A 15,478-nucleotide genomic window follows, 5' to 3' on the forward strand; every position below is an offset into this window, starting at 1 on the left:
GGGGGGGGGGGGGGGGGGGGGGGGGCGGCGGATGGCGAGCTCGAGCCAGGGGCTCCAATTTACGGAGCGTAATTGACGGGGGCCAGGGTCCGGACCCTGGAGTCCACCGGCTGGACGGGGCCCGCCCGAGTGCGTACGGGGCCGGGGCGGTACCTCAGCCGACCGCGGACGCCGCCAGCGGCAGGCTGACCGTGAATTCCGCGCCGCCGCCCTCCGCCGCCGACACCCGCACCGTGCCCGCGTTGCGGTGGACCGCCTGCTGGACGAGGGCCAGGCCCAGCCCCCGGCCCGGGGACTTGGTGCTCCAGCCGCGGCGGAAGATCTCCTCGGCCGCCGACGGGTCCAGACCGTCCCCGGTGTCGGCGACGCGCAGGGTCAGCTCGCCGTCGGCCGCGCGGGCGGTGACCGTGACGCGGGCGCTGCGGGCCGCGCCGCTGCCCACGCCCTCGGCCGCGGCGTCCGTCGCGTTGTCGAGGAGGTTGCCGAGGATGGTCACCAGGTCGCGGGCGGGCAGACCGGGCGGCAGGACGCCGTCGTCGATCCGGCTGTCCGGGGCGAGGACGAGGTCGACGCCGCGTTCGCTGGCCTGGGCCGCCTTGCCCAGCAGCAGGGCGGCGAGCACCGGCTCGGCGACGGCGGCGACCACCTGGTCGGTCAGCGCCTGGGCCAGTTCCAGTTCGGCCGTGGCGAACTCCACCGCCTCATCGGCTCGGCCCAGCTCGATCAGGGAGACGACGGCGTGCAGCCGGTTGGCCGCCTCGTGGGCCTGGGAGCGCAGGGCCTCGGCGAAGCCGCGGACGGAGTCCAGTTCGCCGGAGAGCGCCTGGAGCTCGGTGTGGTCACGCAGGGTGACCATGGTGCCGCGCCGCTCACCGCTGCTCACCGGGGAGGTGTTGACGACCAGCACCCGCTGCGCGGTCAGATGCAGCTCGTCCACGCGCGGCTCGGTGGCCAGCAGGGCGCCGGTCAGCGCCGGGGGCAGGCCCAGCTCGGTGACGTAGGCGCCGACCGCGTCGCCGGACAGCCCCAGCAGCTCCCGTCCGCCGTCGTTGATCAGGGCGATCCGCCGCCGTCCGTCGAGCATCAGCAGCCCCTCGCGCACGGCGTGCAGGGCGGCCTCGTGGTAGTCGTGCATCCGGCTCAGCTCGGCGGCGTTCATCCCGTGCGTATGGCGGCGCAGCCGGGCGTTGATGACGTACGCGGCCGCCCCGCCGACCGCGAGGGCGGCGAGCGCGACACCGAGCAGGGCGAGCAGTTGGCGGCGCACCTCGGCGCTGATGGTGTCCACCGTGATGCCCGCGCTGACCAGCGCGGTGATCCGGCCCCCGGCGGCCGCGTCGCGGACCGGAGCGACCACGCGCACCGAGGGGCCGAGGGTGCCGGTGTAGGTCTCGGGGAAGATCCGGCCGTGCAGCGCGGGCCGGATGTGGCCGAGGTAGCGGGCACCGATCTGCTTCGGGTCGGGGTGGGTCCAGCGGATACCGCGGGTGTCCATGATCGTCACAAAGGTGACCCCGGTGTCCCGGCGGACCTTCTCGGCGTACGGCTGGAGCCGGGCGCTGGGGTCCTCGGACCGTACGGCCTCGGCCACCGCGGGGGAGGCGGCGATGGCGGCCGCGGCGGCGGTGGCCTGGCGGCGGGCGGCCGCCTCCGCCTGCTGCCCGTCGGTCACGTACGCGAAGACGGCGCATCCGGCCACCAGGGCGGCCACCAGCACGACCTGCATGGCGAAGAGCTGGCCGGCCAGGCTCCGGGGGCGGGGCACGCGCATGCCCATCAGTCTGCACACGCGCCATCGCGTGAACGAAATGAACGGAAGGGTGACCCCCATCACAGGGTGGGGCATAGTCGCCGGGACCGTTCAAGGCGGTGTGCGAGCCGCACACGGTACAGCGCCGGGACAGTTGGACGGCACATACAGAAGGAGGCAGCACCGTGGCTGCGCAGACCTCGCCGACCGGACCGGGAAGCGCCGGGCCCAAGGGGGCGAATCCCAGCGGGATGAATCCCAAGGGGGCGAAGAAGGAAAGGATTCACTACCTCTATCTCGCCGTGATCGGCGCGGTGGCGCTCGGCATCGTGGTGGGCTTCGCGGCGCCCGGGGTGGCGGTGGAGCTGAAGCCCATCGGCACCGGCTTTGTGAATCTGATCAAGATGCTGATCTCGCCGATCATCTTCTGCACGATCGTGCTGGGCATCGGCTCGGTTCGGAAGGCCGCGAAGGTCGGTGCGGTCGGCGGGCTCGCGCTCGGCTACTTCATGCTGATGTCGACCGTCGCCCTGGCCATAGGGCTGGTCGTCGGGAACATACTCGAGCCCGGCAGTGGGCTGCATATGAGTCATGAGGCAGCTCAGGCCGGGCAGAGCCAGGCGAAGGGTGGGAGCGAGTCCACGGCGGACTTCCTGCTCGGCATCATCCCCACCACTCTTGTCTCCGCCTTCACCTCGGAGAAGGTGCTCCAGACCCTCTTTGTGGCCCTGCTGGTGGGCTTTGCGCTCCAGGCTCTGGGCAAGGCGGGCGAGCCGGTGCTGCGCGGTGTCGGCCACATCCAGCAACTGGTCTTCAAACTGCTGTCGATGGTCATGTGGGCGGCGCCGGTGGGCGCCTTCGGCGCCATCGCGGCGGTGGTCGGCGAGACCGGTCTGGACGCGCTCAAGGCGCTCGCCGTCATCATGATCGGCTTCTATGTCACCTGCGCCCTGTTCGTGGTGGTCGTCCTCGGCACACTGCTGCGGCTGGTCGCGGGGGTGAATCTGTTCCTGCTGCTGAAGTATCTGGCGCGGGAGTTCCTGCTGATCCTGTCGACCTCGTCGTCGGAGTCCGCGCTGCCGCTGCTGATCGCCAAGATGGAGCACGCGGGCGTCAGCCGCCCGGTCGTCGGCATCACCGTGCCCACCGGCTACTCCTTCAACCTGGACGGCACGGCGATCTATCTGACCATGGCCTCGCTGTTCATCGCCGAGGCGATGGGCGACCCGCTCTCGATCGGCCAGCAGATCTCCCTGCTGGTGTTCATGATCGTGGCGTCGAAGGGCGCGGCCGGTGTCACCGGCGCGGGCATGGCGACCCTGGCGGGCGGCCTCCAGTCGCATCGGCCGGAACTGGTGGACGGCGTCGGCCTGATCGTCGGTATCGACCGCTTCATGAGCGAGGCCCGTGCGCTGACCAACTTCGCGGGCAACGCGGTCGCCACCGTCCTCGTCGGCACCTGGACCAAGGAGATCGACAAGGATCGGATGCGGGAAGTTCTCGCCGGACGGCTGCCGTTCGACAGCGAGGCCTTCGCCCTGAACGGCGGTGGCCACGGCACCGTGCACACCGGCTCCGAGGCCGGTGTCCCCGAGCAGCGCGGCGACGACACGGCGAAGGAGCAGGTGCCCGCGTAGGTCCTGTCCGGCGGATCTTCGGGCCCGCGAAGATCCGCCGGACAGGGCCTGAGGCCCGCTCCCGCTCCGCAACGCCCCGCGCGACCGCGGCCCTGCCCCTCTGAATCGGGGCAGGGCCGCCGGCGGGTATCAGCCCGTGGGCGTCACCGTGGGCGTTGCGGGCAGAGGCTCAGGACGAGGCGCTGGGCCGCGGCCGGCCGCCGGGTCCCGCCTCGGGCGGTGTCGCGCCCGGGTCGACGCCCAGGACGACCGAGCCGGTCAGCCCCTTGTCGTAACGGCCTCGGGCGATCTGCTTCAGCTTCACCACCGAGGCCGCGCCCGCCGACTGGCCGATGCGGTCGTCGGTGAGTTTCACCCGCTCGGCTCCCGTGTGTTTCGCGTACGGATCCAACTCGGCGATGGCGTCGGCCACCGTGTCGGAGAAGAACACCTGGCCGGTGTGGGCGACATGGCCGCCCTCGTACGTGCCGCCCCGCACCTCACCCGCGGAGTGCACCTTGAGGTGGATATGGGTGGTACGGCCGTAGTACCAGCCGGGGAAGATCGTCCGGAACGTCGCCGTGCCGTGCCGGTCGGTGAGCTGGATCCCCCGCAGGAAGGTCGTTTCGTCGGTGTTCGGGACATGGCCGTTCTCATCGGCCTTGCCGGGGTCGAAGGGCTCGTCGGGGGAGATGGCGGTGTATCCGGCGTAGACGCCGCCCGCGTCGCAGTGCCAGATGTCCACCGCCGCGCCGGACAGGGGCGCGCAGTTCCTGGTGTCCAGCACCTGGAAGGTCAGGGCGAGCGGGACGCCCGGCCGGTTCTCCGTGATGTCGCGACGGACCTTCTCGTCCGCCAGGTAGTAGGGGCCCGTCATCTGCTCCGCGGTGAGGACGCAGTGCGGGGTGGCGGTGGAGCCGGTGGCCGCGTCCGCGGCAGAGCTCTCCGATCCGGCCGACGCCTGGGTGGCGTACCCCGCGATTCCGGCAGCCCCGAGCCCCGCTCCGCCGAGGACGGTCAGGATCGTGCGGCGGCTGGGGCTCGTCGGGGCCGTGGCGTTCGGGTCATCCGCTGAGTGGGGTTGCTCTTCGTCTGTCGCCATGCCGTGGAACCTAGGATTCCCGCATAGGCGGGGGCTGGGCGGCGGCTGGGGATTCGCTGTGAAACAGCTTCACTCAGGCATAGTTGACGCTCCGTCAGACATGGCAGGCCGCAGCCAGACCGTGGCCAGCGGGGGCAGTGCCGTGAGGATGCTGGCGGGGCGGCCGTGCCAGGCGGTGGCCTCCGCCTTCAGTGGCTCCCGGTTGGTCACCCCGCTGCCGCCGAAGCGCTCCTGGTCGGTGTTGAGCACCTCGTACCACTCCGCCGTCCCACCGGGCACCCCGATGCGGTACGAGTAACGGACGACCGGGGAGAAGTTGCTGATGGCCAGCAGCGGCGCGCCCTCGGCGTCGAAGCGCAGGAAGGCGAACACATTGTCCTCGCGCGCGTCCCCCTCGACCCAGGAGAAGCCCTCCGGGACGGTGTCCCGCTGCCACAGCGGGGGCGTGGCCGTGTAGACCCGGTTCAGCTCGCGCACCAGATCCCGTACGCCCCGGTGGTCGGCCTCGGCGGAGTACGAGGGGTCCAGCAGCCACCAGTCCGGGCCGTGGCCTTCCGACCACTCCGCCCCCTGCGCGAACTCCTGCCCCATGAAGAGCAGTTGCTTGCCCGGATGGGCCCACATGAAGCCCAGGTACGCACGGTGGTTGGCCCGCTGCTGCCACCAGTCGCCCGGCATCTTGGACACCAGGGCGCCCTTGCCGTGCACCACCTCGTCGTGCGAGATGGGCAGGACGTAGTTCTCGCTGTAGGCGTACACCATCGAGAACGTCATCTCGTGGTGGTGGTACTTGCGGTGCACCGGCTCGTGCGCCACGTACCCCAGCGAGTCGTGCATCCAGCCCATGTTCCACTTCAGCCCGAAGCCGAGGCCGCCGAAACCGCCCGCGCCCATATGGTGGGTGGCGCGGGTGACCCCGTCCCAGGCGGTGGACTCCTCGGCGATGGTGAGCACCCCGGGACAGCGGCGGTAGACGGTGGCGTTCATCTCCTGGAGGAACGCCACGGCGTCCAGGTTCTCGCGGCCGCCGTGCGCGTTGGGCGTCCACTGGCCCGGCTCACGGGAGTAGTCGAGGTACAGCATCGAGGCCACGGCGTCCACCCGCAGTCCGTCGATATGGAACTCCTCGCACCAGTAGACCGCGTTGGCCACCAGGAAATTGCGCACCTCGGCGCGGCCGTAGTCGAACTCCAGCGTGCCCCAGTCCGGATGCGCGGCCCGCCGCGGGTCGGCGGGCTCGTACAAGGGACGGCCGTCGAACTCGGCCAGCGCCCAGTCGTCCCGCGGGAAGTGCGCGGGCACCCAGTCCGCCAGGACACCGATGCCCGCCTGGTGCAGGGCGTCCACCAGGTGCTTGAAGTCGTCGGGGGTGCCCAGCCGCGCGGTGGGCGCGTAGAAACCGGTGACCTGGTAGCCCCATGAGCCGCCGAAGGGATGCTCGGCCACCGGCATCAGCTCGACATGGGTGAAGCCGAGGTCCTTGACGTAGGCGGGCAGTTGCTCGGCGAGCTGCCGGTACGTCAATCCCGGTCGCCAGGACGGCAGATGCACCTCGTACACCGAGAACGGGGACTCGTGCACCCGTCGGCCCTGGCGGCGGGCCATCCAGATCTGGTCGTTCCACTGGTGGTGCGAGAGGTGCACCACCGAGGCGGTGGCGGGCGGGCACTCGGTGCGCCGGGCCATCGGGTCGGCGCGTACGGTGTGGCTGCCGTCGGGCCGGGTGATCTGGAACTTGTACAGCGCGCCCTCGCCGACACCGGGCAGGAACAGCTCCCACACCCCGCTGCCGCCCAGCGAGCGCATCGGGAAGGCGGTGCCGTCCCAGTACGTGAAGTCCCCGGTGATCCGCACTCCGAGTGCGTCCGGCGCCCAGACGGTGAACCGGGTTCCGGTCACGCCCTGATGGGTCATCGGATGCGCGCCCAGCGCCCGCCACAGCTCCTCGTGGCGGCCCTCGCCGATCAGATGCAGATCGAGTTCGCCGAGGGCGGGGAGGAAGCGGTAGGGGTCCGCCAGCTCCAGTTCGGCGCCCTCGTACGCGACCAGCAGCCGGTAGTCGGGGATCTCCGTCAGCGGCAGCACACCGGAGAACAGCCCGTCGCCCTCGGAGCGCAGCCGCACCCGCAGCCCGGTGGCGGTCACGGTCACCGAGCGGGCGTACGGCCGAAGCGCCCGGATGAGCACGCCGCCGCGCACGGGGTGGGCGCCGAGCAGGGCGTGCGGGTCGTGGTGTGCCCCGCTGAGCAGCCGCCGCCGGTCGTCGTCGCCGAGGGCGGGCGCGGGCCGCACTCCGTGGTCGTCGGCGGCGGGCTCGGGATCCGGACCGGGGGCGGGGCCGGTGGCCGGGCGTCCGGTGACGGGCCGCCGGTCCCCGGCCGGATCCGCGGCCCGTTCCGCCGCGTCAGCCGCGTCAGCCGCGTCAGCCGCGTCCGCCGCGTCCGCTCCGGCCGCTTCCGCCGCGGCGTCGCGTCGCACGGCGCGCGGTACGGGAGGGGAGCCGTAGGAGACACGGGACCCGGAGCGATGCGGGCTGCGGAAGGTCGGCGGGACCGCCGGCACAGGGGTGCCGCCGGTGGCGGCGGGGTCCTGGCCCGGCCCCTCGCCGGACGGCGGATGCGGACGGGACGGCGGACGTGCGGTCACGGGGAGGTCCTCCCGGAGGTGTCGGCGGCGAGGCGCCGGATCGCGGACATGGGGACGGACAGCCAGTCGGGGCGGTGCCGGGCCTCGTAGAGGACTTCGTAGACGGCCTTGTCGGTCTCGTGGGCGCGCAGCAGCTCCGGCTCGTCGCGCGGATCGCTGCCGGACGCCTCCGCGTAGCCCGCGCAGTAGGCGGCGCGGGTGCGCCCGGCCCACTCCTGGGGGTTCTCGTGGCGGCCCACGGCCGCCGCGTAGTCGAACGAGCGGAGCATGCCCGCGATGTCGCGCACCGGCGGCTGCGGACGGCGGCGCTCGGTCAGCGGACGGGACGGCTCGCCTTCGAAGTCGATCAGCGACCACCGGCCGCCGCCCCCGCCCGGGGCCGCCGCCGTCAGCAGCGCCTGGCCGAGGTGCAGATCGCCGTGGATGCGCTGGGCGCACCAGGTGCGGCCCGCGCGGCCGAGCGCGGCGAGGTCCTCGTAGGCGTTGTGCAGCGCGGCGCGGTAGGGCTGGAGCGCGGGCACGGCGGCCGCGGCGGAGTCGAGACGTTCGCTCATGGCGGCGGCGAGATGCTCGATCTGACGTCGGCGCAGCACCGAGGTGGGCAGCGCGCGGGCCATCGCGAGATGCACCTCGGCGGTGGCGTGGCCGAGCGCACGGGCGGCGTCGGTGAAGTCGGCCCGTACGGCCAGGGCGTCCAGTGCCAGCCGCCAGCCGTCGGCGGAGCCCGCCAGATACGGCTGGAGCACCCCGAGGGTGAACGGCTCCGGGCGGGGCCCGGCGCCCTCGGCGGGCGGGGCGGCCTCGAACCAGGCGGCGGGCGCCGGCACCCGGGCGCAGTCGGTGCGGGCGAGGGCCAGCGGAAGCTCCAGATCGGGATTGGTGCCGGGGCTGACCCGCCGGAAGAGCTTGAGAATAAACGTATCGCCATAGACCACCGAGGAATTGGACTGCTCGGCGGTCATCAGCCGCGGGGCGAGGACGGAGGGGATGGCGGTGGCCGGTTCACGGACGAAACGCAGCGGCCCCAGCCGGCCCGGCACCCGCAGCCGCTCCAGCAGCAGTGCGGCGAGCCGGGGATCGGACAGCGCCTCGTACAGGGTGCGCCCGTCCAGTGGTCCGCCCTCCGGGCGTCCGACCAGTGCCGGGGCCAGCGGCGGTGGCAGGACGGAGCGCACCCCCAGCAGGATCTGGTAGCAGTCGCTGGCCGCCGCGCCGCGCCGGTGGCCGCAGCCGAATCCGTGCCGGTGGCCGGGTGGCTCCGGCTGCTGGGCGCGGATCAGCAGATGGAGCAGTCCGGGGGTGGCGCCGCCCGCCGCACAGGGCAGCAGCTCGGTGGCGGACACGAGCGCGAAGCCGGTGACCGGGCGCCCCTTGCCCGCGAACCAGCGCTGCCGGGGCAGCCACTCGGCGAGCAGCGGCGCGAGCGAGGCGAGCAGCCCGCCCCCGTCACCCGGCGCGGCGGTGGCGGACGGGGGCTGGGCCCGCGGTACGGCGGTCGGCGGGTGATGGACCCCCCGGGAGAATGGAGCTTCCGGCATGGCGTCGCGTCCTTTCCCCGGGCACACGACAGATCAGGGCAAAGTGTCCCGGATTGCGGCATTGACTGTGCGACGGTGCGGGACGTGTCGGGCGAGGATCGTCCGTACGGTACGTACGGGGTGCGCGATCGGCTCCGCCAGTGGCGGTCCTAGGACAGAGTGCCCATGACGGGGTGTCGAAAACGCCCGTACGCGCCCTCGGGGGACGCGTACGGGCGGTGCCGCCGTGCTCGGTGGCCGAAAGCCGATGGGGCCGGGCCCGGTGGCTCAATCGGCCCGGTGTGCGGCGGTCTCGTTGCGCCGCAGCCGGAACCAGTAGAAGCCGTGCCCGGCCAGGGTCAGCAGATACGGCAGCTCGCCGATGGCCGGGAAGCGGACCCCGCCGATCAGCTCGACCGGGTGGCGTCCGGCGAAGGACTGGAGGTCCAGCTCGGTGGGTTGGGCGAAGCGCGAGAAGTTGTTCACGCACAGCACCAGGTCGTCCTCGCCGTCCCGGGCGGTGGGCGCCTCGCGCAGGAAGGCGAGCACGGCCGGGTTGGAGGAGGGCAGTTCGGTGAAGGTGCCCAGACCGAAGGCCGGGTTCTGCTTACGGATCTCGATCATCCGCCGGGTCCAGTGCAGCAGTGAGGAGGGGCTGCTCATGGACGCTTCCACATTGGTGACCTGGTAGCCGTAGACCGGGTCCATGATGGTCGGCAGGAACAGCCGCCCCGGGTCGCAGGAGGAGAAGCCCGCGTTGCGGTCGGGGGTCCACTGCATGGGGGTGCGAACGGCGTCGCGGTCACCGAGCCAGATGTTGTCGCCCATGCCGATCTCGTCGCCGTAGTAGAGGATCGGCGAGCCGGGCAGGGACAGCAGCAGCGCGGTGAACAGCTCGATCTGGTTGCGGTCGTTGTCCAGCAGGGGCGCGAGCCGTCTGCGGATGCCGATGTTGGCGCGCATCCGCGGATCCTTGGCGTACTCCGCGTACATGTAGTCGCGCTCTTCGTCGGTGACCATCTCGAGCGTCAGCTCGTCGTGGTTGCGCAGGAAGATGCCCCACTGGCAGCCGGACGGAATGGCCGGGGTCTTGGAGAGGATCTCCGAGACCGGATAGCGCGATTCGCGCCGCACCGCCATGAAGATGCGCGGCATGACCGGGAAGTGGAACGCCATATGGCATTCGTCGCCGCCCACCGCGTAGTCGCCGAAGTAGTCGACGACGTCCTCCGGCCACTGATTGGCCTCGGCCAGCAGCACGGTGTCGGGGTAGTGGGCGTCGATCTCCGCCCGGACGCGCCGGAGCATCTCATGCGTCCGGGGCAGGTTTTCGCAGTCGGTGCCTTCCTCGGCATACAGATACGGGACGGCGTCGAGTCGGAATCCGTCGATACCGAGGTCCAGCCAGAAGCGCAGGGCGGCCAGTACTTCTTCCTGGACGGCGGGGTTCTCGAAGTTGAGGTCCGGTTGGTGCGAGAAGAAGCGGTGCCAGTAGTACTGCTTGCGTACCGGATCAAAGGTCCAGTTGGAGGTCTCGGTGTCGACGAAGATGATGCGGGCGTCCTGGTACTGCTTGTCGTCGTCGGCCCAGACGTAGTAGTCGCCGTAGGGTCCGTCCGGATCGCTGCGGGACTCCTGGAACCACGGATGCTGATCGCTGGTGTGGTTCATGACAAAATCGATGATCACGCGCATCCCGCGCTGATGCGCGGCGTCGACGAACTCGACGAAGTCGGCGAGGTCACCGAAGTCCGGCAGCACCGCGGTGTAGTCCGACACGTCGTAGCCGCCGTCCCGCAGCGGTGAGGCGAAGAACGGCGGCAGCCAGAGGCAGTCCACGCCCAGCCACTGGAGATAGTCCAGTTTGGCCGTGAGTCCCTTGAGGTCGCCGATGCCGTCGCCGTTGCTGTCCTGGAAGGAGCGGACCAGGACCTCGTAGAAGACGGCGCGCTTGAACCAGTCGGGGTCGCGGTCCTTGGCGGGCGTGTCCTCGAAGGTGTCCGGTACGGGCTCGTTGACGATCATGGTGTGGGTGACCCTCCGATCGGTGAGGACGGTCGCAGGGAGAAGATGTGCGCGGGAGCCATCTCACGCCCCGGCTCCAGGCACACATAGTTGTCCCTGCCCCAGTGATAGGTCTCGCCGGTGAGCTCGTCGCGCACCGGGACGGACTCGTGCCACTCCAGGCCGAGTTCCGGCATGTCCAACGACACCGTCGCCTCCTGGGTGTGGTGGGGGTCCAGGTTGACGACGGTCAGGACGCACGAGTCGCCCGCGCGCTTGGAGTAGACGATGACGGAGTCGTTGTCGGCGTGGTGGAATCTGAGGTTGCGCAGCCGGCGCAGGGCCGGATGACGGCGGCGCACCCGGTTCAGCCGGGTGATCAGCGGGGTGAGCGTACGGCCCTCGCGCTCGGCCGCGGCCCAGTCGCGCGGCCGCAGCTGGTACTTCTCCGCATCCAGGTACTCCTCGCTCCCGGCGCGCAGCGGGGTGTTCTCGCACAGCTCGTAGCCCGCGTAGACACCCCAGGTGGGGGAGAGGGTGGCGGCCAGCACCGCCCGCGCGGCGAAGGCCGGACGGCCGCCCTCCTGGAGGTAGGCGTGCAGGATGTCGGGGGTGTTCACAAAGAAGTTGGGCCGCATCCAGGCGGCCGCGTCCCCGGACAGCTCGGTGAGGTAATCGGTGAGCTCCTGCTTGGTGTTGCGCCAGGTGAAGTAGGTGTACGACTGCTGGAAGCCGATCGCGCCGAGGGTGTTCATCATCGCGGGGCGGGTGAACGCCTCGGCGAGGAAGAGCACATCGGGGTCGGTGCGGTTGATGTCCCCGATCACCTTCTCCCAGAACACCACCGGCTTGGTGTGCGGATTGTCCACCCGGAAGATCCGCACCCCGTGGGACATCCAGAACCGCAGCACCCGCTCGGTCTCCCGGACGATGCCGGGGAAGTCCCGGTCGAAGGCGATCGGATAGATGTCCTGGTACTTCTTGGGCGGGTTCTCCGCGTAGGCGATGGTGCCGTCGGAGCGCCGGTGGAACCACTCCGGATGCTTGTCCACCCAGGGGTGGTCCGGTGAGCACTGGAGCGCGAAGTCCAGTGCCACTTCCATCCGCAGCTCGCGCGCCCGTGCCACGAAGAGGTCGAAGTCCTCCAGGGTGCCGAGGTCGGGGTGGATCGCGTCGTGTCCGCCGTCGGCCGAGCCGATCGCCCAGGGGGAGCCCACGTCGAACGCGCCCGCGGAGAGCGCGTTGTTGGGCCCCTTGCGGAAGGCGGTGCCGATGGGGTGGACCGGTGGCAGATAGACCACGTCGAAACCGGCGGCGGCGACGGCGGGCAGCCGCTCGGCGGCGGTGCGCAGGGTGCCGCCGACCGGTCTGCGCCCCTCGGCGACCTTGGCGCCCTCCGAACGCGGGAACAGCTCGTACCACGAACCGAACAGCGCGCGCTCCCGCTCGACCTGGAGCGGCATCGGACGTGAGGAGGTGACCAACTCGCGCAGCGGATGGCGGTCCAGGGCGTCGGTGACCTCGGGGGCGAGGGCGGCGGCGAGCCGGTCGGCCACCGGGCGCCGCTCGTCGCGGAGTCCGTCGACCGCGCCCAGCACCGCCTCCCGGCCGTCGTTCTTGGGCACTCCGGCCGCCGCTCTCTCGTGCAGCACGGCGCCTTCCTCCAGGACGAGATCGGTGTCGATCCCGGCCGGAATCTTGATCCGGGCGTGCTGCCGCCAGGTGGCGATCGGATCGCTCCACGCCTCGACCGTGTACGACCAGCGGCCGGGGGCGCCGGGGGTGATCTCGGCGCCCCAGCGGTCGGTACCGGGGGCGAGTTCGCGCATCGGGGTCCAGGGGCCGATGCGTCCGGCGGGATCGCGGAGGATGACATTGGCGCTGACCGCGTCGTGGCCCTCCCGGAACACAGTGGCACTGACCTCGAAGGTCTCGTCCACCACCGCCTTGGCGGGGCGGCGGCCGCAGTCGATCAGCGGGCGGATATCCAGGACGGGAATGCGACCGATCATAGGATCACCTGACGGCGTTGCGGGTGTGTGTACTTCGGCGGCTTTTGTCCTTTGTATCGGTTCTGCCGCCGGGCGACGGGTTGCGGGCATGACAGCTCCTGTCCGCGTTCACTCTGGTGGGCGGATGGGGTCGGCCATGGGGGCGCGCTGGGACAGCCTTCCCCTACGCCACCGGGCGACAATCCGCGTTCCCGTGAACTACCGGTTCGTAACGCCGGGTACACGGACCGGCCCCGCGCGTGGCGGGGCCGTCCAGTGGGATGAGCATGCCGGTACGTCAGTTGGCCACCCGCAGCAGACGGTTCGGGGAACCGGCGCCCGCGTTCCGTACCGCGCCCGCGGCCGATGCGGCGGTCAGCGCCGCCCTCACCCGGTCCGGGGAGGCGGACCGGTGGGCGGCCAGATACAGCGCGGCGGCACCCGCCGCGTGGGGCGCGGCCATCGAGGTGCCGGAGCGGGTGGCCGCCGCCGTGTCGCTCGTATGCGACGCCGAGACGATCCGCTCACCGGGCGCGAACAGGTCAAGGGCGGGGCCCCAGTTGGAGAACTCCGGGCGCCGGTCGAAGCGGTCACTCGCCCCCACCGTGATGGCCTCCCGCACCCGGCCGGGGGAGGAGGAACCCGCGCCCAGGCCCTCGTTGCCCGCCGCGACCGTGAAGGTGAGTCCGGAGGCGATCCCGGTCCGGACCGCCGCGTCCCACGCGGGTACCGGTGCCGGATCCGTCGTCCCCAGGCTCAGATTGACGACCGCGGGCCGCACGGCGTGCCGCAGCACCCAGTCGAGCCCGGCGAGTACCTGCGCGCTGGTGCCCCGGCCGCGGTCGTCCAGCACCCGGACGGCCACCACATCGGCGCGCTTGGCCACTCCGTAGCGGGTGCCCGCCGCGGTGGCGGCCACATGGGTGCCGTGGCCGTTGCCGTCCTCGGCCACCGGATCGTTGTCGACGAAGTCCCAGCCGGAGCGGGCCCGGCCGCCGAAGTCCTGGTGGGAGGTGCGCACCCCGGAGTCGATGACGTAGATCGTGACACCGCGCCCGCCGTCCGCGGGCGCGGTGTACGCCCCGTCCAGCGTCGGTTCCGGCGCTCCGTCGGGTGCCGGGTCCGGCTGGTCGATCCGGTCCAGACCCCAGGACGGGGGATAGGGCTGGGTCCGCGGGGCCGTCCGCGGCGCGGAGACCGCGCGCAGCGACACCTCGGCGTCCGGGGTCACCGAGGCCACCGCCGGATCCGCCGCGAGCCGTCTCGCCTGTGCGCGGTCCGCCCGTATCGCAAAGCCGTTGAGCGCGGTGCGATAGGTGCGGCGGATGCGCACGCCATAGCGCTCCACGGTCTCCCGACCGCGGACCGAGGAGGCCGACGGCGCCCCCGACCCGTGTCTGAGCGCGACGATGTAGCCGCCGTCCACCGCCGCGCCCTGGACCGGGCCCCGGGCGGGGACGGCCTGGGCGGGCGACGCCAGTGCCAGGACCACCGCCGCCGCGGCGGCCGGCGCCCCGGCCGTCCGGCGGCGGCGCCCATGCGGATGTGCCATGGATCGATCCCCCTCCCCGAGTCGACGTGCGTCAGCGTCTCGTGACGGCAAAGATCCGGACAAGGGCGCACCCGGGGGCGGAATCGGCCATATCGACCGCGCGTGCAGCGGGGAGGGTCGCGGGTGGGTACCGGCCTTTCTCCCGCGTGCGGTCCGCTCACGCGCGGTGGTCAGCGCGTCCCGAGCCGGTCGAGGGACGTGCGCTCCGGCGCGTCGGACGGCTCGCCGAGCCCCGTCGTTCCGCCGGGCCCGGCCGCGTCGTTGAGCCCCGTCGCCAGCAGCCGCAGGCCCGCCTCGGACGGGGACCCCGGCTCCGCGCTGTACATCAGCAGCGCCTGGCCGCCGGAGTCCGGCAGCCGTGCCCTCTCGAAGTCCAGCTCCAGCGGCCCCACCAGCGGATGGTGGAACGCCTTCGTACCGAAGGAGCAGCGGCGCACCGGATGGCGCGACCACAGCGCCGCGAACACCTCGTTCTTCATGGTCAGCTCACCGATCAGCTCCGCCAGACGCCGGTCGTCGGGGTGCTCGCCCGCCGCCACCCGCAGCGAGGACACCGCGCGCCGCGCCTCGGTCTCCCACCGCGGGTACAGCTCCCGGGTGTGCGGATCGAGGAAGAGCATCCGCTGCGCGTTGGGCCGCTCCCGCGGGTGGCCGGGCGCGTCCGCGGACAGATGCCCGGCGGTCAGGGCGTGTCCCAGCCGGTTCCAGGCCAGCACCTCGAAGCGGCGGTCCAGCACCAGCGCGGGCACCTGGTCCATCGCCGTCAGCAGCTGCCGGGTGGCCGGGCGGGCGCACTCCGCGCGCGGCGCGCGGGGGCGGCCGCTCCGCGCGGGGCGGGCCAGATTGCGCAGATGCGCCTGTTCGTCCGGGGTCAGCCGCAGCGCCCGCGCGATGGCGTTCAGCACCCCGTCCGAGGCGCCCGCGGACTGCCCCTGTTCCAGCCGGGTGTAGTACGCGACGCTCACCCCCGCCAGCTGGGCCAGCTCCTCCCGGCGCAGCCCGGGGACCCGGCGCCGGGTGCCGTACGAGACGAGTCCGACGTCCTCGGGGCGCAGCGCGGCGCGGCGGGTCCGCAGAAAGCCGCCCAGTTCGGCAGGTGTGTCCATACGGACCAGTGTCCACCGGCGCCGCGCTCCGTGCCTGACCCTGTCAGTGGCAGGCACCACGCGCCCGGACCGCACCGGGCCCTTCGGCCACACGGTCCGGGTGCTGCTGCGCTGACGCGGTCAACGCGCTTACCCGCCGGGCGCGTTGCGGCTAGTCTGGTGGTGGACCACGGAGCAACGGGGGAGTTGCACCC

The 15,478-nt window shown here is 72.1% G+C and carries 9 protein-coding genes; 1 reads left to right on the forward strand and 8 read right to left on the reverse strand.

Annotated features, from left to right (window positions below):
- Positions 1–154: 154 nt before the first annotated feature.
- Positions 155–1,771: a sensor histidine kinase gene (locus tag JK363_RS32930; RefSeq protein ID WP_201880956.1), complete on the reverse strand. Its 1,617-nt coding sequence runs from the start codon at positions 1,769–1,771 to the stop codon at positions 155–157.
- Positions 1,772–1,935: 164 nt separating this feature from the next.
- Between JK363_RS32930 and JK363_RS32935 the strand changes: the two genes are divergently transcribed.
- Positions 1,936–3,387 (forward strand): cation:dicarboxylate symporter family transporter, encoded by a 1,452-nt coding sequence (locus JK363_RS32935; protein ID WP_372444902.1) that lies wholly within the window; start codon positions 1,936–1,938, stop codon positions 3,385–3,387.
- A 169-nt stretch (positions 3,388–3,556) separates the two neighbouring features.
- Here the strand turns inward: JK363_RS32935 and JK363_RS32940 are convergent, their stop codons facing one another.
- The 7 genes from JK363_RS32940 to JK363_RS32970 form a co-directional block, all read right to left on the reverse strand.
- Positions 3,557–4,468 (reverse strand): intradiol ring-cleavage dioxygenase, encoded by a 912-nt coding sequence (locus JK363_RS32940; protein WP_201880958.1) that lies wholly within the window; start codon positions 4,466–4,468, stop codon positions 3,557–3,559.
- A 69-nt stretch (positions 4,469–4,537) separates the two neighbouring features.
- On the reverse strand, positions 4,538–7,114 hold the full coding sequence (gene glgB / locus JK363_RS32945; RefSeq protein ID WP_372444903.1) for a 1,4-alpha-glucan branching enzyme: 2,577 nt from the start codon (positions 7,112–7,114) through the stop codon (positions 4,538–4,540).
- Complete coding sequence (locus JK363_RS32950; protein WP_201880960.1) at positions 7,111–8,652, reverse strand: maltokinase N-terminal cap-like domain-containing protein; 1,542 nt, start codon at positions 8,650–8,652, stop codon at positions 7,111–7,113. Before JK363_RS32950 ends, glgB begins: the two co-directional genes overlap by 4 nt.
- A 267-nt stretch (positions 8,653–8,919) precedes the next feature.
- On the reverse strand, positions 8,920–10,656 hold the full coding sequence (gene treS / locus JK363_RS32955) for a maltose alpha-D-glucosyltransferase (RefSeq protein ID WP_201880962.1): 1,737 nt from the start codon (positions 10,654–10,656) through the stop codon (positions 8,920–8,922).
- The gene (locus JK363_RS32960) at positions 10,653–12,647 is read right to left on the reverse strand and encodes an alpha-1,4-glucan--maltose-1-phosphate maltosyltransferase (RefSeq protein WP_201880963.1); all 1,995 of its coding nucleotides are present in this window, start codon (positions 12,645–12,647) and stop codon (positions 10,653–10,655) included. The genes treS and JK363_RS32960 overlap by 4 nt, the downstream gene beginning before the upstream one ends.
- A gap of 277 nt (positions 12,648–12,924) precedes the next feature.
- Positions 12,925–14,178, reverse strand: a complete 1,254-nt coding sequence (locus tag JK363_RS32965; protein ID WP_201880964.1) for a S8 family peptidase — start codon at positions 14,176–14,178, stop codon at positions 12,925–12,927.
- 170 nt (positions 14,179–14,348) lie between these two features.
- Complete coding sequence (locus tag JK363_RS32970) at positions 14,349–15,284, reverse strand: helix-turn-helix domain-containing protein (RefSeq protein WP_201880965.1); 936 nt, start codon at positions 15,282–15,284, stop codon at positions 14,349–14,351.
- Between the last annotated feature and the right edge of the window lie 194 nt (positions 15,285–15,478).

Origin of the sequence: Streptomyces coffeae (assembly GCF_016741875.1) — a bacterium.
GTDB lineage: Bacteria > Actinomycetota > Actinomycetes > Streptomycetales > Streptomycetaceae > Streptomyces > Streptomyces coffeae.

Bases quoted from the DNA above. Each gene is read 5' to 3' on its own strand.
- JK363_RS32930 (WP_201880956.1), bottom strand. From the start codon at position 1,771: ATGCGCGTGCCCCGCCCCCGGAGCCTGGCCGGCCAGCTCTTCGCCATG.
- JK363_RS32940 (WP_201880958.1), bottom strand. From the start codon at position 4,468: ATGGCGACAGACGAAGAGCAACCCCACTCAGCGGATGACCCGAACGCC.
- JK363_RS32950 (WP_201880960.1), bottom strand. From the start codon at position 8,652: ATGCCGGAAGCTCCATTCTCCCGGGGGGTCCATCACCCGCCGACCGCC.
- treS (WP_201880962.1), bottom strand. From the start codon at position 10,656: ATGATCGTCAACGAGCCCGTACCGGACACCTTCGAGGACACGCCCGCC.
- JK363_RS32960 (WP_201880963.1), bottom strand. From the start codon at position 12,647: ATGATCGGTCGCATTCCCGTCCTGGATATCCGCCCGCTGATCGACTGC.
- JK363_RS32965 (WP_201880964.1), bottom strand. From the start codon at position 14,178: ATGGCACATCCGCATGGGCGCCGCCGCCGGACGGCCGGGGCGCCGGCC.
- JK363_RS32970 (WP_201880965.1), bottom strand. From the start codon at position 15,284: ATGGACACACCTGCCGAACTGGGCGGCTTTCTGCGGACCCGCCGCGCC.